We start from the raw sequence: 22,672 nt of genomic DNA on the forward strand, positions 1-22,672 counted from the left end.
TCCGCTTCCGTGCGGCGGGAATCCGTGTTGTACACCGTATGGGAGATGTTCTACGGTGTATAGCATGTCGACGACCTCCCAGACGCAGTCCCCGCAGCAAGCCCCGGGCGGCCACCCGCAGCGCTGGCTGATCCTCGGCGTCATCTGCCTCGCGCAGCTCACCGTGCTGCTCGACAACACCGTTCTGAACGTGGCGATCCCCTCCCTCACCGAGGAGTTGGGCGCGGCCACCTCCGACATCCAGTGGATGATCAACGCGTACTCGCTGGTCCAGTCGGGTCTGCTGCTCACCGCGGGCAGCGCCGCCGACCGCTACGGCCGCAAGAAGATGCTGATCACGGGCCTGGCCCTGTTCGGCATCGGCTCGCTGGTGGCCGGACTGGCCGACTCCACCGGGCAGTTGATCGCCGCCCGGGCGGGTATGGGCGTCGGCGGTGCGCTGCTGCTGACCACGACTCTCGCCGTCGCGATGCAGATCTTCGCGCCGGAGGAGCACGCCAAGGCGATCGGCATCTGGAGCGCGGTCAACGCGCTGGGCTTCGCATGCGGTCCGCTGATCGGCGGCTTCATGCTGGACCACTTCTGGTGGGGCGCGATCTTCCTGATCAACCTGCCGGTCGCGGCGCTCGGCCTGGCCGCGGTCGTGGCGCTCGTACCGGAGTCGAAGAATCCGCAGGGCGACCGGCCCGACCTGCTCGGTGCGCTGCTGTCCACCATCGGCATGTCGTCACTGGTGTTCGCGATCATCTCCGGGCCCGAGCACGGCTGGACGTCCGACCAGGTGCTGGTGAGCGGGGCCGTCGCGGTCGTGGTGCTGGCCGCGTTCGCCTACTGGGAGAGCCGGATCCCGTATCCCATGCTCGACCTGCACTTCTTCCGCAACCAGCGGTTCACGGGCGCGGTCGCCGGCGCGGTGCTGATCACCTTCGGGATGGGCGGGGCGCTGTTCCTGCTCACCCAGCATCTGCAGTTCGTGCTCGGCTACGGCCCCCTGGAGGCGGGGCTGCGGACGGCGCCCCTGGCGCTGACCGTGGTGGCGTTGAACTTCACCGGTGTGGCGGCCAAGTGGACGACAAAGCTCGGCATGCCGGTGTCGATCGCGCTGGGCATGGTGCTGATGTCCGGCGGCCTGGTGTCGATCGCGACGCTGGCCTCCGGCGGATATGCCGGCACGCTGCTCGGACTGCTGCTCATCGGCGCGGGGTGCGCCATCGCCAACCCGGCCATGGCGCACGCCATCATGAGCGCGATTCCGCCGGCCAAGGCGGGTGTCGGCGCGGGGATCAACGGCACGCTGGCGGAGTTCGGGAACGGGTTGGGCGTTGCGGTGCTCGGCGCGGTGCTCAACTCGCGGTTCGCCGCGTTGATTCCGGTGGCGGCGAGTTCGTTGCCGGCAGCGCTGTCCTCGGCGGACGGCGAGGCGGAGCGGGGCCGGATCCTGGACGCGTTCTCCTCCGGACTGGAGAGCAGTCAGTTGGTGGGGGCGGTGGCTGTGTTGCTGGGTGGGTTGCTTGCGGCGGTACTGCTGCGCAGGGCGGAGCGGGCTGATGCCTAGGAACTAGGGTGGCTCTGTCGTCCGGCGGGTGCGGAATCGTTGTGGCTTGTCGCGCCCACGCGGCGGAGCCGCATATCGATACAGCCCCGCGCCCCTGTTCACGGCGTTGCAGCCTAGCCTTGTGAGCAGTTACCGGAGTGTTCAGGAAGGTGCGCCCATGGCGAGGGCAGCGGGCGAGCGTTCGGCGCGGAGCAGTGTCTGGCTGGAGGGCAAGGCACCCCGCGGCGGGCGTGGGGGCGGGCAGCCGTCGGGGCTGGACCGGGAGCGGATCACCGCGGTGACGGTGCGGGTGCTGGACGCCGAGGGGCTGGCGAAGTTCTCGATGCGCCGGCTCGCCGCCGAGCTGAACGTCACCGCGATGAGTGTCTACTGGTACGTCGACACCAAGGACGACCTCCTCGAACTCGCCCTCGACGCCGCCTACGGGGAGCTCCGGCTGCCCGACCCGGACGCCGACGAGGACTGGCGCGACCAGCTGCGCGCGCTCGCCACCGAGTACCGTGCGCTGCTGGTGCGCCACCCCTGGCTGTCGCCGCTGGCCGGGACGTACCTCAACATCGGCCCCAACAGCCTCGCCTTCTCCCGCGTCGTCCAGCGGGTGATCCGCAAGACCGGGCTGCCCGCGCGCGGCGTCACGGGCGCCATCTCGGCCGTCTTCCAGTTCGTGTACGGGTACGGCACGATCGAGGGCCACTTCTTCACCCGGGTCGCGGACGCCGGCATGACCCCGGACGACTACTTCCAGCAAGCCGTGAGCACGGTGACCGAGGCGCCGGACGCCGCCGAGGTCATCCAGGAGTCCAAGGACATCATGGCGGCCCGCGGCGGCGACACGGTCGCGGAGATGCTGGACCGGGACTTCACCTTCGCCCTGGATCTGCTGGTCGCGGGCATCGAGGCGATGGTGGAGCGGGACTGACCGATCAGTCCCCGGTCCCCGACACCAGCCGCGCCGGAAAGCCCCCTGTCGCCACCGGACCCCACCGCTCCGGTGTGACCCGGATGATCGACTTGCCCTGCTTGACCATGGCCTGCCGGTACTCGTCCCAGTCCGGGTGCTCACCGGCGATGTTCCGGTAGTACTCCACGAGCGGCTCGACCGAGTCGGGCGTGTCGATGACCTCGGCCGTCCCGTCGATCTGGACCCACGGCCCGTTCCAGTCGTCGCTCAGGACGAGAACGCCGACCCGCGGATCCCGCTTGGCGTTGCGGGTCTTGGCCCGCTCCGGGTAGGTCGAGACCACGATCCGCCCCGAGTCGTCGACGCCGCAGGTCAGCGGGGATGCCTGCGGACTGCCATCGGCCCGCCGGGTGAACAGGATGGCCCGGTGCCGGGGACGTACAAATTCCAGCAGTTCGTCCAGGGAGACACGGGTGTTGGTCGCGATGTTCGGTGCCATGGCGTCAGCTTAGGACTGCGGCGGCCCGGGCTCCCGCCGACGGGCAGCGCGCCCCGCCCACGGCGTAGCGTCGACGTCCATGAACCCGGCGGCCGAGTCGGCCGCGGTCCTGCACACGCACACCTCGACTTGATAGGCAAGTGTGCACTTGCCTATGGTGTGATCGTGGCCGAAGAACTTTTCAAAGCCCTGGCCGACCCCACCCGCCGCACCATCCTCGACGAGCTCACGGAGAAGTCGGGACAGACACTGTTCGAGATCTGCTCGCGACTGAGCATGAAGCATCAGCTCGGCATCTCGCGCCAGGCCGTCTCCCAGCACCTCGCCGTGCTGGAGGCCGCCGGGCTCGTCGAGACCAGGCGGGAGGGCCGCTACAAGTTCCACGACCTGAACACAGCCCCGCTGCGGCAGATCGCCGAGCGATGGCACGTGCCCGGCACATCCGGACCGGAGGAGAGCACCCCATGAAGATCCATCTGACCAGCGTCTTCGTCGACGACCAGGCCAAGGCCCTGCGTTTCTACACCGAGATCCTCGGCTTCGTGAAGAAGCACGACGTCCCGGTGGGCGAGAAGGACCGGTGGCTGACCGTCGTCTCGCCCGAGGAGCCCGGCGGCACCGAACTCCTCCTGGAGCCCGTCGGTCACCCGGTCGCCAGGACCTACCGCGACACGCTCGTCCAGGACGGCATCCCGCTCGCCCAGTTCGCCGTCGACGACGTGAAGGCGGAGTACGAGCGCCTGCGCGGCCTCGGCGTCCGATTCACCCAGGAGCCCGTGGAGATGGGCCCCGTCACCACCGCCGTCTTCGACGACACCTGCGGCAACCTGATCCAGATCGCGACACAGCCGCAGTAGGCGGCCCGGTGGACAGCTGTGCCGTCCGTCAGCTCCCTGCCTGTAGGGGTGCCTCCCCCTGCACCGCCTGGACGTCCAGCTCCACCTTCAGCGTCGTACCGATCGCGGCGATGCCCGCCTGGACGACCTGGTTGTAGTTCATGGCGAAGTCCTCCCGCCGCAGCTCCGTCGTCGCCCGGAAGGCGGCGCGGGTGCCGCCCCAGGGGTCGGGGCCCGTGCCGAGGTAGGCGAGGTCCAGGTCTACCGGGCGTACGACCCCGTGCATGCCCAGCTCGCCGTGCACGGTCCAGCGGTCGGGGCCGTTCGCCCTCAGCCCCGTCGACCGGTAGGTGATCTCGGGGTGGTTCTCCACGTCCAGGAAGTCCGGCGACTTCAGGTGTCCGTCCCGCATCGCGTTCCCCGTGTCGATGGAGGCGGCCCGGATGACCGCCTCCACCCGGGACTTGGCGATGTCGTCCGGGGCGATCTCGATCGCGCCGGTGAAGTCGGTGAACCGGCCGTGCACACTGGAGATCCCCAGATGCTGGGCGACGGCACCCACGCTGGAGTGCGCCGGATCGATCGTCCACGGCCCCGGCGGGGGCAGCTCGGCCCCGCCCTGCCGGGCCAGCGTCACCATGCCGACCTCGGCCCGGCCGCTTGCCGTGACGATCGCGCTCGCGGCGGCGGGCGCGTAGCCGACGGCCGTGACGATGACGGTGTACGCCCCCGGCTCCAGCGGGGTCGCATCCCGTACGGCTCCCTCCGCGTCCGCCTCCGCCCGCAGCACCTGCGTTCCGGTCATGTCGGTCACCGTGACGACCGCGTGCGACACGGCCCATCCGTCCCGGGTACGGATCCTCGCGGTCAGTCCCATCTCACGTACTCCTCAGAAGCTCAAAGAAACCGGCCCGTGGCGGGGCGCACCTCCGCTCAGAGCGCGCCGCCCGCCACGGGCCGGGGTCTGCTACTCGCCGGGGTGGGCGAGTTCGATGTCGTGGCCGTCGACGCCGGTGCCGGTGACCGTCAGTGCCGTCGCCGCCGGCGGGTAGCCGGTTGCGATGACCGTGTAGTCGCCGCTGTCGAGATCGGTGAAGGCGTACGCCCCGTCCGTCCCGGTGGTGGCGGTGCCGACGACGTTGCCCGCCGCATCGACCAGCGTCACCCGGGCGTCGGCCAGCGGCCCGTGCGGCGCCCGTACGACGCCCTGCACCTGGGCGCCCGCGTCCAGGTCGACCTCGATGCGAGTGACGCCCGTGCCGCCCACCTCGACGGGCAGTGCACGCGGCCGGTAGCCGGCGGCGTTCACCGCGACGGTCACCGTCCCCGGCACCAGCTCGGCGAAGCCGAACTCGCCGTGCTCACCGGTGGTCTGGCTGGCCAGCAGGTCGCCGCGCACATCGGTCACGATGACCATCGCGTCCTTCACGGGCAGCGCGTTCCCGGCGGCCCGCACGACACCGGTCAGCCCGCTGGTGCCGCTGAGCAGGATGTCGTACGTGAGCGGCTCACCGTTCACGACGATCGTCGACGCCTGCGGCTGGAACCCGTCGGCGGAGGCGATCAGGACGTACGAGCCCGTGCCCGGCGCGTCCACCGCGTAGGAGCCGTCGGCCTGCGCGACCGACCGGCCCAGCTGACGGCCCGAGAGGGAGATCAGCGTGATGGCGGCCTGCGGGACGGGTGCGCTCTCGGCGCCGCGGACCTGGCCGCGGACCGGGATGCCGTCGCCGGCGGGACCCGGCTCGGCTGCCGCGGTGGCGACCGCCGCCAGCCGCTGCGTCCCCTCGGGACCGGCCAGAGGCGTCGCGGCGACGAGGGCCGGGACCCGCTCCTGCTCGCCGGCCGGCGCGGACACGTCCGCGGGCGTCTCCGCCTGGGCGGACTGCTGGGCGGACTGCTGGGCGGACTGCGCCAGCGCGCCCTGGGTCTTCAGCGGAACCTCCTTGATGAACAGGGAGAACAGCAGAGCGAGCAGGGCGATCGGCGCGGCGTAGAGGAACACGTCCGCGATGCCATGGCCGTAGGCGCTCTCCATGAGGGTGCGGATCGGACCGGGCAGGGCGTCCATGTCCGGGATGCTGCCGGAGGAGCCGGACTCGGAGAGCGCGGACGCGTACTTCGGGGGGAGGTCGGACGCCCCTTCCTCGACGTAGTGCGTGATGCGGGTGCTCAGCACCGCACCCAGCGCGGAGACGCCCACCGCACCGCCGAGGGACCGGAAGAAGTTCACCACCGAGCTGGCGGCGCCCAGGTCGGTCGGGTCCACCTGGTTCTGGGTGGCGAGCACCAGGTTCTGCATCATCATGCCGACGCCGAGGCCCAGCAGCGCCATGTAGGCCGCCACGTGCCAGTACTCGGTGTCGTACCGGATCGTGCCGAGCAGGCCGAGACCGCCGGTCACCAGCACACCGCCGGCCAGCAGCCAGGCCTTCCAGCGTCCGGTGCGGGTGATGACCTGGCCGGAGACGGTGGAGGAGAGGAACAGACCGCCGATCATCGGGATGGTCAGGACGCCGGACATGGTCGGCGACTCGTTCCGGGCCAGCTGGAAGTACTGGCTGAAGTAGATCGTGCCGGCGAACATCGCGATGCCGACGAACAGCGAGGCGAGCGAGGCCAGCGTGATGGTGCGGTTGCGGAACAGCCGCAGCGGGATGATCGGCTCGGACGCCTTCGCCTCGACCAGCAGGAAGATCACCAGCAGCGCGAGCGTGCCGCCGACCATGGCGTACGTCTGCGTGGACACCCAGTCGTACTTGTCACCGGCGAAGGTCACCCAGACCAGCAGCAGGCAGACCGCGGCCGTGATGAAGAAGGCGCCCGCCCAGTCGACCTTGACCCGCCGCTTGACGACCGGCAGGTGCAGGGTGCGCTGGAGCACGATCAGGGCTATGACGGCGAAGGGCACACCGACGTAGAAGCACCAGCGCCAGCCCAGCCAGTCGGTGTCGGTGATGACACCGCCGATCAGCGGGCCGCCGACCATCGCGGTCGCGAACGTGGCGCCGAGGTAGCCGTTGTACCGGCCGCGCTCACGCGGCGAGATCATCGCCGCCAGGATGATCTGGGCCAGCGAGGACAGACCGCCCATGCCGATGCCCTGGACGGCGCGGAACGTGATCAGCGTCGCCGGGTTCTGGGACAGACCGGCGGCCGCCGAGCCCACCACGAAGATCACCAGAGCCAGCTGGATCAGCAGCTTCTTGGAGAAGAGGTCGGCGAGCTTGCCCCACAGCGGAGTGGACGCGGTCATCGCCAGCAGCGACGCGGTCACCACCCAGGTGTAGGCGCTCTGGCCGCCGCCGAGGTCGCTGATGATGTCGGGCAGCGCGTTGGAGACGATCGTCGACGACAGGATCGCGACGAACATGCCGAGCAGCAGGCCGGTCAGCGCCTCCATGATCTGCCGGTGCGACATCGGAGCGCCGTCGGCGGAGCCGTGCGAGCCTCCCCCGTGCTTGGCGTGGGCCCGCACACCGGCTGGTGTGGTCGTTGCCATGGGCTTCCTATCTCTTACGTGCATCTCTTAGGTGCGTGCGGGTGTACGGGTGGTCGGGTCGGCGGGAGGGGCGGACCGGGCGGTGGACCGGCAGTCGCCGAAGCTGGTCCGGAGCCGGGCCATGAGCCGGGTGAGTTCACCGACCTCGTCGTCGGTCCAGTCGCTCAGCCGGTCGGCCAGCAGGTCGGTGGTCCGCCGGGACAGCTCGTCGAGCTTGGCGCGGCCGACCGGGGTCAGGCGCAGGATGCGCGAGCGCTTGTCCGCCGGGTCGGGGGAGCGTTCGATCCAGCCCCGCTCCGCGACATGGGTGACATGACGGCTGGTGACCGACATGTCGACGGCCAGCAGCTCGGCGAGCCTGCCGATGCGCATGTCGCCGTGCCGGTCGAGCAGCGTCAGTACGGCGGCCGAGCCGCCCGGGCAGTCGGTCGGCAGAATCCGGGCCATCTCCCGCTTCACGACCCCGACGCCACTGAGCTGGCGGGCCAGCTCCTCGTACTGCGCCTGCTCGGCCATGGCATCTCCCGTGTTTGTTGCTTAGGGCAACCATAGATTTATTGGTTGCCGCAGGCAAACTAAATCGGGTGTACCGGGCATAAAAACTTGGCAAAGGCAAGTATTGGCGGATGTAAAGGTGCAGGTCGGGCCTACCGGTGCCGTGACGAACCCCGCACTTGGGCAGCCCCGATGTTTTCGCTAGGGTCTCGGGCCATGGCCAACACCCAGAACCCCCAGGGCAACCACGACCCCGCCGGCAGCACCCAGATGTTCCGCGCGTTCGTCGACGAGGGCCCTCAGACCCGGCAGCAGGCGGCCGCCCCGGCGGGCCCCCGCATCGGCCTGATCGTCGGCATCGTGGCCGCCGTCGTGATCGTCGCCGCGGTCGCCTGGCTCGCGCTGAAGTAGTTCACTCCCACCGCACGTCGACGTCGCGCGTCTCGATGTGCATGCCGAGCGGCACCCGCCACGCGTCCACGCACACCGTCCAGGTCTCTTCCTTCCGCGCGCCGGCTCCGATCGGCGCCGGAAGTTTCCCGCTCGACTCGACCGTCCCCCAGTCGATGCCGAGCGCGCCGATGATGTGCGTCCCGAAGGTCACCGTGCCCGAACGCACCGCGGTTCCGCCGGTGTTGTGCAGGGCGAGGGTCACTTTCTCGCACCAGCGCTTGTCGGTGGCCTCCCGCACGGGCTCGCCCACACTCAGCGCGGCCGGCCCCTGAGGTGCCGTACGAGTGGGGGAGGGCGTCGGAGCCGGCGAACCCGCCTCTGCAGGACTGGAATGCGCGTCGGCGCCCGAGGGTGCGTCGGTGGCCGGCCTGCCGTGATCGCCGCTCGTGGAGGCGAGGCCGCTACCTGCGCTCGGCGTGCTGTCCGGCGACGGCTGCCCTGAACTTCCCCTGCCGGCAGAAGAGCTGGCCGAGGGGCTGCCCTCGCCCTCGCCCGCCGCCTCCGCTCCGTCGAGGGGCACCAGCCGCACGCCACCCGTCGGCTCCGCCGCTGTACGCCCGGACGGGCCTCCGCCCGCGCCGACCGCGACGTATCCGCCGTCCGCGCCGCCGCCCCCGTACCCGGCGAGTACCGCACCGAGGCAGACGACGGCCGCCGACGCACCGATCACGGCGCCCCGGCGGCCACGGGTCCAGGTCGCTGGAAGCATCGCGCCATAGTGGCTGACACTCCGTCAAATAGGAAGCCTTCAGTCGGAGATGAGCCCCTCACGCAGCTGGGCCAGGGTCCGGGTGAGGAGCCGGGAGACGTGCATCTGGGAGATGCCGACCTCCTCGCCGATCTGCGACTGGGTCATGTTGGCGAAGAAGCGCAGCATGATGATCCGCCGCTCACGGGGCGGGAGCTTGGCCAGCAGCGGCTTCAGGGATTCGCGGTACTCCACGCCCTCCAGCGCCGTGTCCTGGTAGCCGAGCCGGTCGGCCAGCGAGCCCTCGCCGCCGTCGTCCTCCGGTGCCGGGGAGTCCAGGGACGAGGCGGTGTAGGCGTTGCCGACCGCGAGGCCGTCGACGACGTCCTCCTCGGAGACGCCGAGGACGGCGGCGAGTTCGGTCACGGTCGGGGAGCGGTCCAGTTTCTGGGACAGCTCGTCGCTGGCCTTCGTCAGGGCCAGGCGCAGCTCCTGGAGGCGGCGCGGCACACGCACCGACCACGACGTGTCCCGGAAGAACCGCTTGATCTCGCCGACGACCGTAGGCATCGCGAACGTCGGGAACTCCACGCCCCGTTCGCAGTCGAACCGGTCGATGGCCTTGATCAGGCCGATCGTGCCGACCTGGACGATGTCCTCCATCGGCTCGTTGCGGGAGCGGAAGCGGGCGGCCGCGTAGCGCACGAGGGGGAGGTTGAGCTCGATCAGGGTGTCCCGGACGTACGCGCGCTCCGGGCTGTCCTCGTCGAGCGCGGCGAGCCGCAGGAACAGGGAGCGGGAGAGGGTGCGGGTGTCGATGGACTCCGAGGCCGACGGGGCCGGGGTGGGCGTGGCCTCGAGGGCCGGGGCCGCCGTGGCCTCGAGGGCCGATACGTCGTTGAGGGCGCCGATGGCGTCGAGCGCGTCGAGAGCCTCCGGCGCTGCCTCGCTCTTTGTGAGCGTCAGCACCTTCGAGCTGCCCTGGTCTGCGGACATGCCACCCCCTTTGGGTCGCGGGACGGTCGCGGCGAACGCTCCCGATGAGGAACGTCAGCCTTCACCTGAATACCGGCGCCGGGGCACCGGCAAACGCTCTTCCCGCAGAATGTCACATGTCGGCAACACGCTGTAGAGACATGTCGACACATGAGATGCGAATCCGCCCTGGAAGAAGGGGGTCTGACGGTTCTTCGGCACAAATTCGACGGCAACGGCCCTGGTGAGCGATTCGCCCGTGCTGGTGATGCCTCGATCCGGCTTTCGGTTGTGCGCCGGTTCGATTCCCGGCGACAGCACGATCCGGTTCTGCGGCCGGGATCTGTCAGCTGCGGTTGGGCAACGCCCTCAAGGGGCGCGGGGCTGTGTCGATATGCGGCTCCGCCGCGGTGGGGGTCCCCCGCTCATGGGGGTCCCCCCGCGCGAGCGAAGCCGAGCGTGGGGGAGAAGCCGAGAGTGGGGGAGCGACCAGCCAAGACGGCGCCGCAGACGACCGACGGCCTGTCCCGGCACCCCGCGGAGCGCTACGCCTCGATCCGGTTCGCCGAACGCAGCCGCTGAAAGCTCCGCGCAAGCAGCCGCGACACATGCATCTGCGAGACCCCGAGTTCCGCACTGATCTGCGACTGGGTGAGGTTGCTGTAGTAGCGCAGCAGCAGAATCCGCTGCTCGCGTTCCGGGAGCTGGACGAGCAGATGCCGGACCAGGTCGCGGTGCTCGACCCCGTCCAGGGCGGGGTCTTCGTAGCCGAGCCGGTCGAGCAGGCCGGGCAGGCCGTCACCCTCCTGGGCCGCCTCCAGCGAGGTCGCGTGGTACGACCGTCCGGCCTCGATGCAGGACAGGACCTCGTCCTCGGTGATGCGCAGCCGCTCGGCGATCTCGGCGGTCGTCGGGGTGCGCCCGAAGGCGGTGGTCAGGTCCTCGGTCGCGCTGTTGACCTGTACCCACAGCTCGTGCAACCGGCGCGGTACGTGGACCGTGCGGACGTTGTCGCGGAAGTACCGCTTGATCTCCCCGACGACGGTCGGCATCGCGAAGGTCGGGAACTGCACGCCCCGGTCCGGGTCGAAACGGTCGATGGCGTTGATGAGCCCGATGGTGCCGACCTGGACGACGTCCTCCATGGGTTCGTTCCGGGAGCGGAAACGGGCGGCCGCGTAGCGCACGAGCGGAAGGTTGGCCTCGATCAGCGCCCCCCGCACCCGGGTGTGTTCCGGCGTGCCCGGCTCCAGCTTCTTGAGCTCGGCGAACAGAACCTGGGTGAGTGCCCGTGTGTCGGCGCCTCGGCTGCGCTGCGGCGCGGCCTCCTCCTCGGGGGGTGCTTGAGGCGCAGTACTGGCCGACACGGTCAACTCCACCTCATGGTCCATCAACACATCTGTCAAAAGCGGTCATAGCATCACAAGACATGTGCACCGTGTGCAAGCACCGCATAACGCCGTGTTGAAGGCAAGTTGGGGCATAAGACGCGTGAGGGTCCCCCGCCGTTCCGGCGGAGGGCTCGGAAGTCCGTGGGCCTCAGATCTCGTAGTCGGCGATCACCCAAGTGGCGAACTCCCGCCACAGGGCGACGCCCGCCTGGTGCGCCGGATGCTCCACATAGCGCTTGAGGGCGTCCTGGTCGTCGACGGCCGAGTTGATCGCGAAGTCGTACGCGATGGGCCGGTCGCTGACGTTCCAGCCGAGCTCCCAGAAGCGCAGCTCCTCGATCTGGTCGCCGAGAGCCCGAAAGGCCTCGACGCCCTGCACGACGCGCGGGTCGTCACGCTCGACGCCCTCGTTGAGCTTGAACAGGACCAGGTGGCGGATCATGACTCTCCTCCGTTGGCGACCCAGGTCATGAAGTCACCGATGGCCTTGGCAGCGTCCGATATGCCCTCGAACCCTATCTGGACGTAGTCGGCGGCCTTGGACGGGTCCGTGATGATCACGTAGAGCGCGAAGACCACAAGCACATAGACGGCGATCTTCTTCGAATTCACCGCCACTGCGGCCTCCCCTGTGCCTGCTGCGCCTGATGGGACCCCTGTTGCCGGCGGTGAGTGTAACTTCACGTCGTATTTGACGACCAACGCCTCGCCGGGCGGGATTCGTTGTACTGGCATGTCCCGGCATGCACGAAGGGCCCCGTCTGACGACGGGGCCCTTTCTCGAGCGGTAGCGGAGGGATTTGAACCCTCGGTGACTTGCGCCACACTCGCTTTCGAGGCGAGCTCCTTCGGCCGCTCGGACACGCTACCGAGGGAGACCTTACAACAAGGTGGGGCATGGTCCGAAATCGGTATTCGCGCCTGCCACGGCGGCCGGTCAGCGGTCGCGGAAGAAGTCGGTGAGCAGCCGGGCGCACTCCTCGGCGAGCACGCCCTCGATCACCTCGGGGCGGTGGTTGAGCCGCCGGTCGCGTATGACGTCCCAGAGGGAGCCGGCCGCGCCCGCCTTGTCGTCGCGGGCGCCGTAGACGACGCGGTCCACGCGGGACTGGACGATCGCGCCCGCGCACATCGTGCAGGGTTCGAGGGTGACGACGAGGGTGCAGCCGGACAGCCGCCACTCACCGAGCTTCGCCGCCGCGCGGCGGATGGCGAGGACCTCGGCGTGCGCGGTCGGGTCGCCGGTGGCCTCGCGTTCGTTGTGCCCGGTGGCCAGCACGGTCCTGCCGTCGCCGGACAGCACGACCGCGCCGACGGGGACGTCGCCGCCGCGGACGGCCCGTTCGGCCTCGTCCAGGGCATGCCGCATCGCGGCCCGCCAGCGGTCGCGTACCGGGTCGGGTGACCGTGCGGTGCCGGGCGGGGTCAGCGGACGGTCTCCAGGACCTCCGAGGCGCCCAGGGACTCGGCGATCGCGGTCAGGGCGTCCTCAGAGAGCGACAGCAGTTCCTTCTCGCTGACGCCCAGGTCGTCGAGGACGGCGGTGTCGCCGACCGGGCCGTGCGGCACGGCCTCGGCGGAGCCGCCGTCGCCGGCGTCCGTGTCGGCGTCGTCGTCGGCGGGTTCACCGTCCTCGGTGCCGTCGAGGTCCAGGGAGTCCAGGTCGGCGCTGTCGTCGCCGGGCTCCCTGCCGAGCAGCTCGTCGGTGAGCAGGATCTCGCCGTAGCTGCTGCGGGCGGCTGCGGCGGCGTCCGAGACGTAGATCCGAGGATCGTCCTCGCCATCGATGCGGACGACGCCGAACCAGGCGTCCTCCTGCTCGATCAGGACGAGCACCGTGTCGTCGTCGGGAGAGGCTTCCCGGGCCAGGTCGGCCAGATCCGACAGGGTCTCCACATCGTCGAGCTCTGTGTCGCTCGCTTCCCACCCGTCTTCGGTGCGCGCGAGCAGTGCGGCGAAGTACACCGTGACTCTCCCACTGGTCAGAGGCGTGCCGGTTGGGGGTCCCCCCGGCGGAGGCTGCGGGCGGGGAGAGCTCGGGCTCCGAGTCCCACCCACTCGGAATCGTGGCAGAAACAAGGCGCTCAGGGGACGTCTTCGGCTCCCTGTGTCCGGCAGTTTTGATCGCATGTCCGCGAACGACTCACCAGCACGCTCGTTGCCACCACCTGCGGATCGTACGCGGCTTTCGCGGTCGGCCACGCACGCCCACCCCGACAACGACCGTGCGAGGCGAGGATCTTCCCGCCACCGGGACGGGCCGTGGATCTACCAGCGGAACGTTCGCATGCGCATCGCGTGTCGCAGCCGGGCCGTCTTGGCGCGCCGGGGCTGGACGCGGTCACGAAGTTCTCGCGCTTCGGCGAGTTCACGCAGGAACCGTGCCCGGCGCCGCCTCCGCTCGGCGTCGGTCTCCTGCGGCGTCGCGGCCGTGCGCCGTCCGGCGGAATCCCGGTCCCCCGGGGTGTCGCCCTCGGGCAGGTCAGGCAGGTCAGGCACAGGCACATCACCCCCATCCGTCCCTCCCACCTTCCCCCGGACGGGGGGTTTGACGCCAGGGCGTGGCGGCCACGAAGCGCGGCTACTGTTGGGGGCATGCGTCTCCACGTCGTCGACCACCCACTGGTCGCCCACAAGCTCACCACGCTGCGCGACCAGCGCACCGACTCCGCGACTTTCCGCCGTCTCGCCGACGAGCTGGTCACCCTGCTCGCCTACGAGGCCACGCGCGACGTGCGCACCGAGCAGGTCGACATCACGACGCCGGTCGCCTCCACCACCGGCGTGAAGCTCTCCCATCCGCGCCCGCTGGTGGTGCCGATCCTGCGGGCCGGCCTCGGCATGCTGGACGGCATGGTCCGGCTGCTGCCGACCGCCGAGGTGGGCTTCCTGGGCATGATCCGCAACGAGGAGACGCTGCAGGCGTCCACGTATGCCACCCGCATGCCGGAGGACCTCTCCGGGCGGCAGGTGTACGTCCTGGACCCGATGCTCGCCACCGGCGGCACGCTGGTCGCGGCGATCCAGGAGCTGATCAAGCGCGGCGCCGACGATGTGACCGCGGTGGTGCTGCTGGCCGCCCCGGAGGGCGTCGAGCTCATGGAGCGCGAACTGGCGGGCACCCCGGTGACGGTGGTGACGGCATCGGTCGACGAGCGCCTCAACGAGAACGGCTACATCGTGCCGGGCCTGGGCGACGCCGGGGACCGGATGTACGGGGCGGCCGAATAGGGCCCTGCTGAGCCTCGTACGAGGCTCAGCAGCTCTTCTTCGACGCGGTGGGCGTCGGCTCCGGCTCGGCCAGTGCGGCCAGCGCCGCGGCGGCGTCCGCCTGCTTCGTCAGCCCCTTGAAGCGGTTGCCGAGGATCAGGTCGACGGCCGGGCCCTTGCGTCCGGCGTCGGTGCGGCGTTCGGCGGTGGTGAGCTGGGTGGCGAGGACGGGCAGCGAGGTGTTCAGGGACGCGGTGGGGCCGAGGAGTATGCCGGTGCCGCCGACCTTCTTGTCGAGCTCCTTCGGCGCGTTGCCCACGTCGCCGATCCTGAAGCCACGTTTCTTCAGTTCGTCGGCGGTCTGCTTGGCGAGGCCGCTGCGGGTCGTGGCGTTGAGCACGTTGACGGTGATCGCGCGGGGCTCGGGCAGGTTCCTGGCCGCGCTGGGCGATGGGCTCGCCTTGGTCGCGCAGTCCGCCTCGGGGCCGACCGCCGACGCCTTGTCGCCGCCGGTGAAGACGTCGATCAGCTGGAGGGTCCCCCAGCCGAGGACACCGAGCACGGCGACGGAGGCGGTGACGAGGAGTACGAGCCTGCCGCGCCGCCGGGGCGGGCGCATCCGCGGGTACTTGTCCCCCGTGATGCGGTACTGGCCGCCCATGCCGGGGGGAGTCAGCATGCTCATGGGCGCAGCGTAGTGCGCCCGGGCGGCAATGCCTACTAGATGATCATTCGACGCCGCTCAGGAGAACCCGAAAGGGCCAAGCCGTTGCCGGCGGGTGCCTTGGGCGGGCCTCAGTCCAGCTCGAGTACGCGGGCGTGCAGCACCTGGCGTTGCTGGAGGGCCGCCCGCACCGCGCGGTGGAGGCCGTCCTCCAGATACAGGTCTCCCTGCCACTTCACGACGTGCGCGAAGAGGTCGCCGTAGAACGTCGAGTCCTCGGCCAGCAGGGTCTCGAGGTCGAGCTGCTGCTTGGTCGTCACGAGCTGATCGAGGCGGACCGGGCGCGGCGCGACGTCCGCCCACTGCCGGGTGCTTTCCCGGCCGTGGTCGGGGTACGGCCGGCCGTTTCCGATGCGCTTGAAGATCACACGGAAAGCCTACCCGTCTAGCCTCCCCGGCCGCAGCCTCCCGGCTCGGGCCGCGCTAGTCAAGTACGTGCAAACCACGGCCAATATCGGTCAAAGGGGGTGGATGTGGCTGGGTTGCCGACACATTCCCCCTATGGATGATCGAAAGGTAGCGGTCGGGTATGCGCGGCAGAGCCTCGGACGACCGGACAGGTCAGCTGGATCCGTACGAGCGCAGCTCGCCGCCTGCCGCGCCGAGGCGGCCGCACGTGGCTACCGGTATGTGGGCGAGTACGTGGATGAGGCCGTTTCGGCCTACCGCGCCGGTTCCGCCCCTCCGGAGTTCGAGCGCATGCTGGCCGATGTGCGGCTTGGGTGTGTCGACGTGGTCGTCGTGAACTATCTGAGTCGTCTGTCCCGGCAGGACGTGGGCGCGGTCCGGCCTCTTGCGGGTGAACTCCATGGGCTCGGTGTGACAGTGATCTCGGTGACCGAGGGCGTGTACGGCCCCGCAGACACAGAGGAGCTGGCCCGGCGCTTGGAGGCGGCACATCAGGAGAGCGTGAACCGGTCACGTCACGTGAGCGACACGAAGAGGGTCCTGCGTGAAGCGGGTTCCTGGGTGGGCGGTCTTCCGCCGTTCGGATACGCGGTGACCGAGGCGCGAAGGGACGGACTCACGATTCGGCAGCTGGTTGTGGTGCCGGAGGAAGCCGAGGTCATTCGGGACGTCGTACGCAGGATCCTCACACACAAGGATGAAGAAGTACCGGTCGGCCGACGACACCCCGGGTCGCTCTCGGGCATCTGCGCCGAACTGAATGCGGAGGGAGTGCCGACGAAGACCGCACGGCTCGCCGACAAGTGGCGGGCAACGGGACCTGACGGGCTGAAAGAGCGACGCGGGCCGTCACTGTGGGAGGTGTCGACGCTCAAGAGGATTCTGAGAGATCCGCGGTTGATCGGTCACATGGTGGAACCGGTCTACGGTCCGGACTCGACGGACGCCCCTGGTACCCGTCGCTCCGTCGTCGGGTACCGAAGCGTGGTCGATCCGCAGACTCTGATGCCGGTGATGAGTCATGAACCCGTGCTCGGCACTGCCGACTGGGAGGAGCTTCAGGCATGGCTGGACACTCGCGGGGCGGAGAAGGACGGGCGACGGGCCAGTTCACTTCTGAGCGGTCTGGGAGTGCTGCGTTGCGTGTGCGGGGCGACCATGGTCAGCAATGGCTCAGCTGACGCCACTGCCTCGTACCGCTGCTCCCGGCCCAAAGGGGCGACGGGCGGACATGAGGGCGGAAACAGCATCAAGCGAGTGCACGTCGAGGAGTACGTGATCCAGCGGATCTTCACCGAGGTCTCCCGAGCCGATGAGGGTCGGCCGTGCTCGGTCGAGCTTCTTGTCGAGGCAGGTGCTCGTTTCGGCTCGGTAGCGAATCTCGTGGTCAGGACGAAGGCGTATGAGGCCGGTGAGTGGTGGTCCGCGCCGCTGACCGACAGGCGTACATTTCTCCGCTGCTTCATCGACCGCATCGAGGTGGCGAAGGCGTTGTCGCGAGGGAACAAGTGGGAGCTCTACGACGCAGGCCGCCGAACCACCGTCACCTGGGTCGCGCCGAAGCTCGGTCGATGACAGGGCCGATGGGTGAGGTGGCCCGTGGAAAGCGCTGAGCCGGACGCCCCGTGCGGGGGCGTCCGGCTTCACGTCAGCCGCGCCGCTGTTCCTCCCCGACGTGGCCGGGCTGTTGCTGCGGCTTGGCTTCCTTCGCTTCCCGTTTCGGGGCACTGCGGGCGGCCTCCGCGCGCACCAGGGCGCGCAGCACCGCGTAGGGATCTGAGGGCATGGCTGCTTCTTCCTTGCGTCCGTCTGTCTTCCTTGGGGGTCGTACTGACCGGCCTGGGGGACGACGGGTGCATCAGCAGCGCAGGACCACGGAACGCAGGGCACTTGGGGTGTACGGCGGCCAGGGCGGGGCCGGGCAGGGGCGGGCCGGCATCCCGTGGGGCGCCGGGGCAGGTGGGCGGACCGGCCGCTGCGGCAGGGCGGGCTGGTGCACGGCCCGCCCCGGCGGCCGTACGGCGGTGTCCAGCACGTCGCCCTCGGTCACCTCGCCCACCACGGCCACGGCGGGCACGGCGACCGCGTCGGTGTGCGCCGCCGGCACGACCAGGGCGAGCAACAGCACGACCACCCGTGCCCAGCGACTCGGAGCCGGGACGGCATTCACGGCTGCTCACCTCCCCGGCGGGCGGACGAGGCCCCTAGGGCCTGCGCTATTCGCTCGCTCGGCGTACCGGGCTCGGGCATGACGGGCATGAGGTTCTCCCGGTCACAGCTCGCGGGGGACGTGGCGGGTGAGGGCGCGGATGCGCAGCGCCGTGAGGAGTTCGACGATGCCCACCGCGATCAGCCAGCAGCCGCCGACGATCGTGAGGACGGCGACCGACTCGAACGGGGAGACGATCAGAACGACGCCGGCGAGGACGGTGACGATGCCGAGGAGGATCTGCCAGCCGCGGGCGGGCACCGCCGGGTCGGACGCGGCGGCCAGGGTCTGGGTGATCCCGCGGAACAGCCAGCCGATGCCGATCCACAGCGCGAGCAGCAGGATCGACTGCATGGCGCCGCGGAAGCAGAACAGGCCGAGCAGGATCGACAGGGCGCCGCTGATGAAGGCCAGCACGCGCAGCGAGGTCGTCTTGTGGGTGCCGAAGGCGGAGGTGAGCTGGAGGACGCCGCTGACGAGGAGGTAGAGGCCGAAGAGGATGCCGGCGGCCAGCAGCGTGGCGCCCGGCCAGAACAGGACCAGGATGCCCAGGACCAGCGAGGCGATCCCGGTGACCAGCACGACCTTCCAGGCGGCGCGGGAGATCAGGTGCAGCGGTCCCTCGAAGGGCGGTTCGGGGCCGTCGTACGGCGGGCGCGGCGCGTGCGGGGCACGGGTGGCGTGCACGCGCCGGTCGTCGTACTCGGGACCCCAGGGGGAGCCGCTCGGTGGCTCGGTCATGCTCCATGCTGGGAACGCGGACGAGCGGCCCGCATCCCGGAGCGGGCCACTCGGCTGACAGCTACTTCTTCGCGGCCTTGGCCGCCACAGCTGCTGGATCCGCCGCGTCCGGCGTCAGGTCGCGCGCCAGTACCCCAGCGCGTGCATACGGTCCTTCGGCACGGACAGGTCCTTGCGGACGTACGCCGACAGCGTGCGGGTCGTCGCGGTGTCGCAGGCGATCCAGACGTACGGGTGCGCAGTGGCCGCCAGGAGTTCGGGCAGCGTCGTCTTCACGTCGTCGACCAGGTGTCCGCGGGGGAGCGTGCGCAGCTCGTGGCGGTCGTTGTCTCCCCGGTACGGCAGTCCGGCCGGCTCGCCCTCGAACCAGATCGTCGCCGACGCCGAACCCAGTTCGTCGAGGAGGGAGTTGAGCGCGGGCAGCGAGGCCGGGTCCCCGATCGCGAAGACGTGCGAGGGCTCGGGTCGGGGCCGCTGGAAACCCGTCCCCTGCACCGTCGCCTCGATCGTGTCCCCTGGCTTCGCCGCCCGCGCCCAGTCACTGGCGCACCCTTCGTGGAGTGCGAACTCGAGGCTGAAGGTGCCGGCCGCCGGATCCGGGTCGACCAGCGTGTACGCCCGCTGGTGCGGCTTTCCCGCGTTGTCGAACCACAGCCGGACCCACATCGTCGGGTGCACGCCGGTCGCGGCGAGCATCCCGCCGTCGGTGAGGTGGAGCCGCCGGTACTCGGCGGTGACGTCCTCGGCGCCCGTCACGGTGAACACGAAGTCCTTCGCCCGCAGCAGCCTGAGGACCGCGCCCTCCCAACTCCGCCCCTGCCCCATCGCGTCTTCACCCTTCGCGTACGATTCCACCACGACTAACTTAGGTGAGGCTAACCTAAAACACAGGAGGGCGACAGGGTGACCACCGAGATCCACCGCGATGCCTGGGGCATCCCGCATCTGCGCGCTTCCGGCGCCCGCGAACTCGCCCACGCCCAGGGCCGGGTCACCGCCCTCGACCGCGCCTGGCAACTGGAGGTCGAACGCCACCGCGCCCAGGGCACCTCGGCGTCCTTCCTCGGTCCCGACGCCGTGGCCTGGGACGTCTTCGCGAGACGCGCGCGGCTGGACGACACGGCGAGACGTTGCTTCGACGCGTTGGATCCCGACACGTCCGACTGGGTCCGGGCCTACGTCGACGGCGTCAACGACGGCCTCGCCGAAGGCGCCCGCCGTACGCCCGAGTTCGCCGCGACCGGACTGGCCCCCGGCCACTGGGAACCCTGGACCCCGCTCGGCGTCTGGCTCGCCACGCACATCCTGTTCGCGGGCTTCCCGGCGAAACTCTGGCGCGAGCAGGTCGTACGGCACCTGGGTCCGCAGGCGGTGGGGCTGTTCGCCACCGACGGTCCCGGCACCTCCGGCAGCAACGGCTGGCTGGTCGCCGGCGAACGCACCGTCACCGGGCAGGCCGTCATCGCGGGCGACCCGCACCGGTTCATCGAGGACCCCGGCGTGTACCAGCAGATCCGCCTGTGCTGCCCGGAGTTCGACGTCGTCGGCCTCGCCGTCCCCGGTGTCCCCGGCATCGCCCACTTCGGCCACACCGGCACGGTCGCCTGGGCCATCACCAACGCCATGGCCGACTACCAGGACCTCTACCAGGAGCGGCTGCGGCGCACCGGCGCCGGTGTCGAGGCGCTCGACCCGGACGGGCGCTGGCAACGGGCCGCGCGGCACACGGAGTTCGTCGAGGTCGGCGGTGCGGAGCGGGTGCCGGTCGAGGTGATCGAGACCGAACGGGGGCCGGTCGTCGCCGGTGGACCCGAAGGACTCGACGACGGCACCCCCCTCGCCCTCAGCCTGCGCTACCCGCCCCGCGTCACCGGCGACCTCGGCTTCGCCGCCCTGCTGCCGCTGCTGCGGGCCCGCACGGTCGCCGACGTCGACCGCGCCTTTGACGTATGGGCGGAGCCGGTCAACGTCGTCCAGGCCGCCGACACCGAGGGCGGGACCCTGCACCGGGTCGCGGGTCGGGTACCGGTGCGCGCCGAGGCCAACCGCATCCGGCCGGTCCCCGCCTGGGAGCCCGGCCACGAGTGGCGCGGCTGGCACGAGATGCCCCGCGCGGGCCTGACCGACGGCATCGCGGTGATGGCCAACCAGCGCGGCCCCGCCACCCCCCTCGGCGTCGAGTTCGCCGCGCCGCACCGCGCCGGCCGGATCGCCGCGCTGCTGGGCGAGAAGGACCAGTGGTCGGCGGCCGACATGCCCGCGATCCACACCGACACCCACCTCGCCTCCGCCGCGCCCCTCCTCGCCCACCTCGAGGCCCTCGACGACCTGTCCCCCGACGCCGCCGCCCTGTGCGACCGCCTCCTGGACTGGGACCGCCGTATGGACGCGACCAGCCCCGAGGCCGCCGCCTACGCGGCGCTGCGCGGCGCGGTGGTCCGCCGGCTCGCCGCCCACCCGGCGTTCACCCGGCTGACCGAGCCGCCCGCCTACCCGGAGGTCCTGCTTCCGTGGCTCGCGCTCGTCCCGCGCATCGGCCTCGCCCTGGAACATCTGCTGAGCGCGGACGAGTTGTACGGCATCGACCGCGCCGCGATCGTCCGGGACGCGGTCCGGGAGGTCGCCGGGCAGCCGCAGCGCACCTGGGGCGACACCCACCGTCTCGCCCCCTGGCGGGCTCTGGCAGGCACGTCGTACGACGAACCCGGCCTGTCCGGCGACCACGACTGTGTGCTGTGCACCTCCGCGGTCCCCGGCCTCACCGACCGCGCCGCACGCGGTCCGGCCGCCCGTTACGTGTGGGACCTGGCCCGTCGCGAGGACAGCCTGTGGGTGGTGCCGTTCGGCGCGTCCGGCGTCCCCGGCTCGCCCCACCACCGCGACCAACTCCCCTTGTGGCTCAAGGGAGATCTCGTGCCCGTCGTCACCGACTGGGCCCGTCTGACGAAGGAGACCGACGATGTCTGACCCGTACGCCGCCCGCACCGCCGTCCACGAACAGGCGGTCGACGGATTCGGCACCGTCCGCGTCCTGCCCCTGGACGCGAAGGGCGACGCCGAGGTGATCCACGGCTGGGTCAGCGAGGAACGGGCCGCCTTCTGGGGCATGAACGGCCTCACGCGGGACCAGGTCGCCGACATCTACGCGCACATGGACACCCTCGACACCCACCACGCCCACCTGGTCGTGCGCGACGGCGAACCGGTCGCGCTGCTCCAGACGTACGAGCCCGGCGCGGACCGGGTCGGCGAGGCTTACGAGGTCCGGCCCGGCGACATCGGCGTCCACCTGCTGCTCGCGCCCGCCGGACCGGGCGGCGCACGCCCCGGCTGGACGGCGCTGCTGGTGTCCGTCATCACCGTGTACGTGCTGCTCACCCTGGACCGGCAGCGGATCGTGGTCGACCCCGACGTGCGCAACGACAGGGCGATCGCCCGCTTCCTGCGGCAGGGCTTCGAAGCAGGGCCGAAGGTCGTACTGCCGGAGATCGACCTGCCCGACGTGTACCTGCCGGAGAAGCACGCTCAACTCGCCTTCCTCAGCCGGGCGGTAGCCTTCCCCGCGTGACCCCCGAAGACCTCGTCGCGCACTACGCCATGGAGCCGATCCCCCGCGAGGGCGGCCTCTTCCGAGAGACCTGGGCGGGGCCCCAGCGGCCCGACGGGCGCCCGGAAGGCACCGCCATCGTCGCCCTGCTCAAACGGGACGACTACTCCGCCCTGCACCAGCTGCCCACCGACGAGGTCTGGCACTTCTACCTCGGCGACCCGCTGGAGCTCCTGCTCCTCGCCCCCGACGGCACCTCCCGCACCGCCGTGCTCGGACCGGACGTACTCGGCGGCCAGCACCCCCAGTTCACCGTGCCGGCCGGCACCTGGATGGGCGGGCGGGTCGTCGAGGGCGGCGCCTGGGCGTTCTTCGGCTGCACGATGGCACCCGGATTCACCTTCGAGGGATACGAACACGGGGACGCCGCCGACCTCATCGCCCGCTACCCGGACCGGGCCGACCGGATCGTGGACCTCTGCCGCCCGTGAAGCGTGTGCGTGAGCACACCGGCGCCCGCGTCCGTACGTATCGCGGG

At 70.6% G+C, this 22,672-nt stretch carries 28 protein-coding genes and 1 tRNA gene; 10 read left to right on the forward strand and 19 right to left on the reverse strand.

Features of this window, described 5'->3' with window-relative positions; translation table 11 throughout:
• Window positions 1–64: 64 nt before the first annotated feature.
• Window positions 65–1,555, forward strand: a complete 1,491-nt coding sequence (locus ACKTSN_RS24205) for an MFS transporter (RefSeq protein ID WP_409471033.1) — start codon at window positions 65–67, stop codon at window positions 1,553–1,555.
• 157 nt (window positions 1,556–1,712) lie between these two features.
• The gene (locus tag ACKTSN_RS24210; protein WP_409471034.1) at window positions 1,713–2,474 is read left to right on the forward strand and encodes a TetR/AcrR family transcriptional regulator; all 762 of its coding nucleotides are present in this window, start codon (window positions 1,713–1,715) and stop codon (window positions 2,472–2,474) included.
• Between the two features lie 4 nt (window positions 2,475–2,478).
• On the opposite strand, the gene ACKTSN_RS24215 is transcribed toward ACKTSN_RS24210, so the two are convergent.
• Window positions 2,479–2,955, reverse strand: a complete 477-nt coding sequence (locus ACKTSN_RS24215; RefSeq protein WP_224737193.1) for a PPOX class F420-dependent oxidoreductase — start codon at window positions 2,953–2,955, stop codon at window positions 2,479–2,481.
• A gap of 165 nt (window positions 2,956–3,120) precedes the next feature.
• Here ACKTSN_RS24215 and ACKTSN_RS24220 point away from each other — a divergent pair, with 165 nt between their 5' ends.
• Window positions 3,121–3,423: an ArsR/SmtB family transcription factor gene (locus tag ACKTSN_RS24220; RefSeq protein ID WP_385510572.1), complete on the forward strand. Its 303-nt coding sequence runs from the start codon at window positions 3,121–3,123 to the stop codon at window positions 3,421–3,423.
• Window positions 3,420–3,812: a VOC family protein gene (locus tag ACKTSN_RS24225; protein WP_409471035.1), complete on the forward strand. Its 393-nt coding sequence runs from the start codon at window positions 3,420–3,422 to the stop codon at window positions 3,810–3,812. The genes ACKTSN_RS24220 and ACKTSN_RS24225 overlap by 4 nt, the downstream gene beginning before the upstream one ends.
• 28 nt (window positions 3,813–3,840) lie before the next feature.
• On the opposite strand, the gene ACKTSN_RS24230 is transcribed toward ACKTSN_RS24225, so the two are convergent.
• The 3 genes from ACKTSN_RS24230 to ACKTSN_RS24240 form a co-directional block, all read right to left on the reverse strand.
• Entirely contained in the window at window positions 3,841–4,668 is an 828-nt protein-coding gene (locus ACKTSN_RS24230) for a YceI family protein (protein ID WP_409471036.1), read from the reverse strand.
• Window positions 4,669–4,758: 90 nt separating this feature from the next.
• A complete protein-coding gene (locus ACKTSN_RS24235) occupies window positions 4,759–7,293 on the reverse strand; it encodes an MFS transporter (RefSeq protein ID WP_409471037.1) in 2,535 nt (844 codons plus the stop codon).
• A gap of 27 nt (window positions 7,294–7,320) precedes the next feature.
• Window positions 7,321–7,809 (reverse strand): MarR family winged helix-turn-helix transcriptional regulator, encoded by a 489-nt coding sequence (locus ACKTSN_RS24240; RefSeq protein WP_409471038.1) that lies wholly within the window; start codon window positions 7,807–7,809, stop codon window positions 7,321–7,323.
• Window positions 7,810–8,004: 195 nt separating this feature from the next.
• Between ACKTSN_RS24240 and ACKTSN_RS24245 the strand changes: the two genes are divergently transcribed.
• Entirely contained in the window at window positions 8,005–8,199 is a 195-nt protein-coding gene (locus ACKTSN_RS24245) for a hypothetical protein (protein ID WP_409471039.1), read from the forward strand.
• 1 nt (window position 8,200) lies between these two features.
• Here ACKTSN_RS24245 and ACKTSN_RS24250 read toward each other — a convergent pair whose 3' ends face one another.
• The 9 genes from ACKTSN_RS24250 to ACKTSN_RS24290 all read right to left on the reverse strand — a co-directional run bounded on the left by ACKTSN_RS24250 (window position 8,201) and on the right by ACKTSN_RS24290 (window position 13,785).
• A complete protein-coding gene (locus tag ACKTSN_RS24250; RefSeq protein ID WP_409471040.1) occupies window positions 8,201–8,950 on the reverse strand; it encodes a hypothetical protein in 750 nt (249 codons plus the stop codon).
• Between the two features lie 39 nt (window positions 8,951–8,989).
• Complete coding sequence (locus ACKTSN_RS24255; protein WP_409471041.1) at window positions 8,990–9,925, reverse strand: RNA polymerase sigma factor SigF; 936 nt, start codon at window positions 9,923–9,925, stop codon at window positions 8,990–8,992.
• 524 nt (window positions 9,926–10,449) lie between these two features.
• Window positions 10,450–11,295, reverse strand: coding sequence for an RNA polymerase sigma factor SigF (locus ACKTSN_RS24260; protein WP_206306856.1), 846 nt, complete (start codon window positions 11,293–11,295; stop codon window positions 10,450–10,452).
• 148 nt (window positions 11,296–11,443) lie between these two features.
• Entirely contained in the window at window positions 11,444–11,737 is a 294-nt protein-coding gene (locus ACKTSN_RS24265; RefSeq protein ID WP_409471042.1) for a Dabb family protein, read from the reverse strand.
• A complete protein-coding gene (locus ACKTSN_RS24270) occupies window positions 11,734–11,913 on the reverse strand; it encodes a hypothetical protein (protein WP_129798666.1) in 180 nt (59 codons plus the stop codon). Before ACKTSN_RS24270 ends, ACKTSN_RS24265 begins: the two co-directional genes overlap by 4 nt.
• Before the next feature lie 167 nt (window positions 11,914–12,080).
• Window positions 12,081–12,165, reverse strand: a tRNA-Ser gene (locus ACKTSN_RS24275).
• A 67-nt stretch (window positions 12,166–12,232) separates the two neighbouring features.
• On the reverse strand, window positions 12,233–12,664 hold the full coding sequence (gene tadA / locus ACKTSN_RS24280) for a tRNA adenosine(34) deaminase TadA (RefSeq protein WP_409471043.1): 432 nt from the start codon (window positions 12,662–12,664) through the stop codon (window positions 12,233–12,235).
• A gap of 56 nt (window positions 12,665–12,720) precedes the next feature.
• A complete protein-coding gene (locus ACKTSN_RS24285; RefSeq protein ID WP_409471044.1) occupies window positions 12,721–13,260 on the reverse strand; it encodes a hypothetical protein in 540 nt (179 codons plus the stop codon).
• Window positions 13,261–13,563: 303 nt separating this feature from the next.
• Window positions 13,564–13,785 (reverse strand): hypothetical protein, encoded by a 222-nt coding sequence (locus ACKTSN_RS24290; protein WP_385510586.1) that lies wholly within the window; start codon window positions 13,783–13,785, stop codon window positions 13,564–13,566.
• A gap of 105 nt (window positions 13,786–13,890) precedes the next feature.
• Here ACKTSN_RS24290 and upp point away from each other — a divergent pair, with 105 nt between their 5' ends.
• On the forward strand, window positions 13,891–14,526 hold the full coding sequence (upp, locus tag ACKTSN_RS24295) for a uracil phosphoribosyltransferase (protein ID WP_129798663.1): 636 nt from the start codon (window positions 13,891–13,893) through the stop codon (window positions 14,524–14,526).
• Window positions 14,527–14,551: 25 nt separating this feature from the next.
• Here upp and ACKTSN_RS24300 read toward each other — a convergent pair whose 3' ends face one another.
• Together ACKTSN_RS24300 and ACKTSN_RS24305 are read right to left on the reverse strand one after the other, a co-directional pair.
• Complete coding sequence (locus ACKTSN_RS24300) at window positions 14,552–15,166, reverse strand: LytR C-terminal domain-containing protein (RefSeq protein ID WP_409474909.1); 615 nt, start codon at window positions 15,164–15,166, stop codon at window positions 14,552–14,554.
• Window positions 15,167–15,300: 134 nt separating this feature from the next.
• Complete coding sequence (locus ACKTSN_RS24305; RefSeq protein WP_004943146.1) at window positions 15,301–15,597, reverse strand: type II toxin-antitoxin system VapB family antitoxin; 297 nt, start codon at window positions 15,595–15,597, stop codon at window positions 15,301–15,303.
• A 67-nt stretch (window positions 15,598–15,664) separates the two neighbouring features.
• Between ACKTSN_RS24305 and ACKTSN_RS24310 the strand changes: the two genes are divergently transcribed.
• A complete protein-coding gene (locus ACKTSN_RS24310; protein WP_409471045.1) occupies window positions 15,665–17,212 on the forward strand; it encodes a recombinase family protein in 1,548 nt (515 codons plus the stop codon).
• Between the two features lie 73 nt (window positions 17,213–17,285).
• On the opposite strand, the gene ACKTSN_RS24315 is transcribed toward ACKTSN_RS24310, so the two are convergent.
• The 4 genes from ACKTSN_RS24315 to ACKTSN_RS24330 form a co-directional block, all read right to left on the reverse strand.
• A complete protein-coding gene (locus ACKTSN_RS24315; protein ID WP_409471046.1) occupies window positions 17,286–17,423 on the reverse strand; it encodes a hypothetical protein in 138 nt (45 codons plus the stop codon).
• A gap of 72 nt (window positions 17,424–17,495) precedes the next feature.
• Complete coding sequence (locus ACKTSN_RS24320; RefSeq protein WP_409471047.1) at window positions 17,496–17,807, reverse strand: hypothetical protein; 312 nt, start codon at window positions 17,805–17,807, stop codon at window positions 17,496–17,498.
• Between the two features lie 102 nt (window positions 17,808–17,909).
• On the reverse strand, window positions 17,910–18,587 hold the full coding sequence (locus ACKTSN_RS24325) for an HdeD family acid-resistance protein (protein WP_409471048.1): 678 nt from the start codon (window positions 18,585–18,587) through the stop codon (window positions 17,910–17,912).
• A 114-nt stretch (window positions 18,588–18,701) separates the two neighbouring features.
• The gene (locus ACKTSN_RS24330) at window positions 18,702–19,412 is read right to left on the reverse strand and encodes a siderophore-interacting protein (protein ID WP_409474910.1); all 711 of its coding nucleotides are present in this window, start codon (window positions 19,410–19,412) and stop codon (window positions 18,702–18,704) included.
• Window positions 19,413–19,490: 78 nt separating this feature from the next.
• Between ACKTSN_RS24330 and ACKTSN_RS24335 the strand changes: the two genes are divergently transcribed.
• The 3 genes from ACKTSN_RS24335 to ACKTSN_RS24345 are packed head-to-tail and all read left to right on the forward strand — an operon-like array spanning window position 19,491 to window position 22,625.
• Window positions 19,491–21,554: a penicillin acylase family protein gene (locus ACKTSN_RS24335; protein WP_409471049.1), complete on the forward strand. Its 2,064-nt coding sequence runs from the start codon at window positions 19,491–19,493 to the stop codon at window positions 21,552–21,554.
• Entirely contained in the window at window positions 21,547–22,155 is a 609-nt protein-coding gene (locus tag ACKTSN_RS24340; protein WP_409471050.1) for a GNAT family N-acetyltransferase, read from the forward strand. The genes ACKTSN_RS24335 and ACKTSN_RS24340 overlap by 8 nt, the downstream gene beginning before the upstream one ends.
• Window positions 22,152–22,625 carry a cupin domain-containing protein gene (locus ACKTSN_RS24345; RefSeq protein ID WP_409471051.1) on the forward strand — a complete coding sequence of 158 codons (474 nt, stop codon included), beginning with the start codon at window positions 22,152–22,154 and terminating at the stop codon, window positions 22,623–22,625. The genes ACKTSN_RS24340 and ACKTSN_RS24345 overlap by 4 nt, the downstream gene beginning before the upstream one ends.
• The last annotated feature ends 47 nt before the right edge of the window (window positions 22,626–22,672 follow it).

Source organism: Streptomyces flavusporus, assembly GCF_046267975.1.
Lineage (GTDB): Bacteria > Actinomycetota > Actinomycetes > Streptomycetales > Streptomycetaceae > Streptomyces > Streptomyces flavusporus.

What these genes read in the sequence shown, in the direction of transcription:
- ACKTSN_RS24240 (WP_409471038.1), bottom strand. Translation starts at nt 7,809, where the DNA reads ATGGCCGAGCAGGCGCAGTACGAGGAGCTGGCCCGCCAGCTCAGTGGC.
- ACKTSN_RS24340 (WP_409471050.1), top strand. Translation starts at nt 21,547, where the DNA reads ATGTCTGACCCGTACGCCGCCCGCACCGCCGTCCACGAACAGGCGGTC.
- ACKTSN_RS24235 (WP_409471037.1), bottom strand. Translation starts at nt 7,293, where the DNA reads ATGGCAACGACCACACCAGCCGGTGTGCGGGCCCACGCCAAGCACGGG.
- ACKTSN_RS24205 (WP_409471033.1), top strand. Translation starts at nt 65, where the DNA reads ATGTCGACGACCTCCCAGACGCAGTCCCCGCAGCAAGCCCCGGGCGGC.
- upp (WP_129798663.1), top strand. Translation starts at nt 13,891, where the DNA reads ATGCGTCTCCACGTCGTCGACCACCCACTGGTCGCCCACAAGCTCACC.
- tadA (WP_409471043.1), bottom strand. Translation starts at nt 12,664, where the DNA reads ATGCGGCATGCCCTGGACGAGGCCGAACGGGCCGTCCGCGGCGGCGAC.
- ACKTSN_RS24315 (WP_409471046.1), bottom strand. Translation starts at nt 17,423, where the DNA reads ATGCCCTCAGATCCCTACGCGGTGCTGCGCGCCCTGGTGCGCGCGGAG.
- ACKTSN_RS24225 (WP_409471035.1), top strand. Translation starts at nt 3,420, where the DNA reads ATGAAGATCCATCTGACCAGCGTCTTCGTCGACGACCAGGCCAAGGCC.
- ACKTSN_RS24230 (WP_409471036.1), bottom strand. Translation starts at nt 4,668, where the DNA reads ATGGGACTGACCGCGAGGATCCGTACCCGGGACGGATGGGCCGTGTCG.
- ACKTSN_RS24330 (WP_409474910.1), bottom strand. Translation starts at nt 19,412, where the DNA reads ATGGGGCAGGGGCGGAGTTGGGAGGGCGCGGTCCTCAGGCTGCTGCGG.
- ACKTSN_RS24255 (WP_409471041.1), bottom strand. Translation starts at nt 9,925, where the DNA reads ATGTCCGCAGACCAGGGCAGCTCGAAGGTGCTGACGCTCACAAAGAGC.
- ACKTSN_RS24250 (WP_409471040.1), bottom strand. Translation starts at nt 8,950, where the DNA reads ATGCTTCCAGCGACCTGGACCCGTGGCCGCCGGGGCGCCGTGATCGGT.
- ACKTSN_RS24265 (WP_409471042.1), bottom strand. Translation starts at nt 11,737, where the DNA reads ATGATCCGCCACCTGGTCCTGTTCAAGCTCAACGAGGGCGTCGAGCGT.
- ACKTSN_RS24300 (WP_409474909.1), bottom strand. Translation starts at nt 15,166, where the DNA reads ATGGGCGGCCAGTACCGCATCACGGGGGACAAGTACCCGCGGATGCGC.
- ACKTSN_RS24260 (WP_206306856.1), bottom strand. Translation starts at nt 11,295, where the DNA reads ATGGACCATGAGGTGGAGTTGACCGTGTCGGCCAGTACTGCGCCTCAA.
- ACKTSN_RS24210 (WP_409471034.1), top strand. Translation starts at nt 1,713, where the DNA reads ATGGCGAGGGCAGCGGGCGAGCGTTCGGCGCGGAGCAGTGTCTGGCTG.
- ACKTSN_RS24325 (WP_409471048.1), bottom strand. Translation starts at nt 18,587, where the DNA reads ATGACCGAGCCACCGAGCGGCTCCCCCTGGGGTCCCGAGTACGACGAC.
- ACKTSN_RS24215 (WP_224737193.1), bottom strand. Translation starts at nt 2,955, where the DNA reads ATGGCACCGAACATCGCGACCAACACCCGTGTCTCCCTGGACGAACTG.
- ACKTSN_RS24245 (WP_409471039.1), top strand. Translation starts at nt 8,005, where the DNA reads ATGGCCAACACCCAGAACCCCCAGGGCAACCACGACCCCGCCGGCAGC.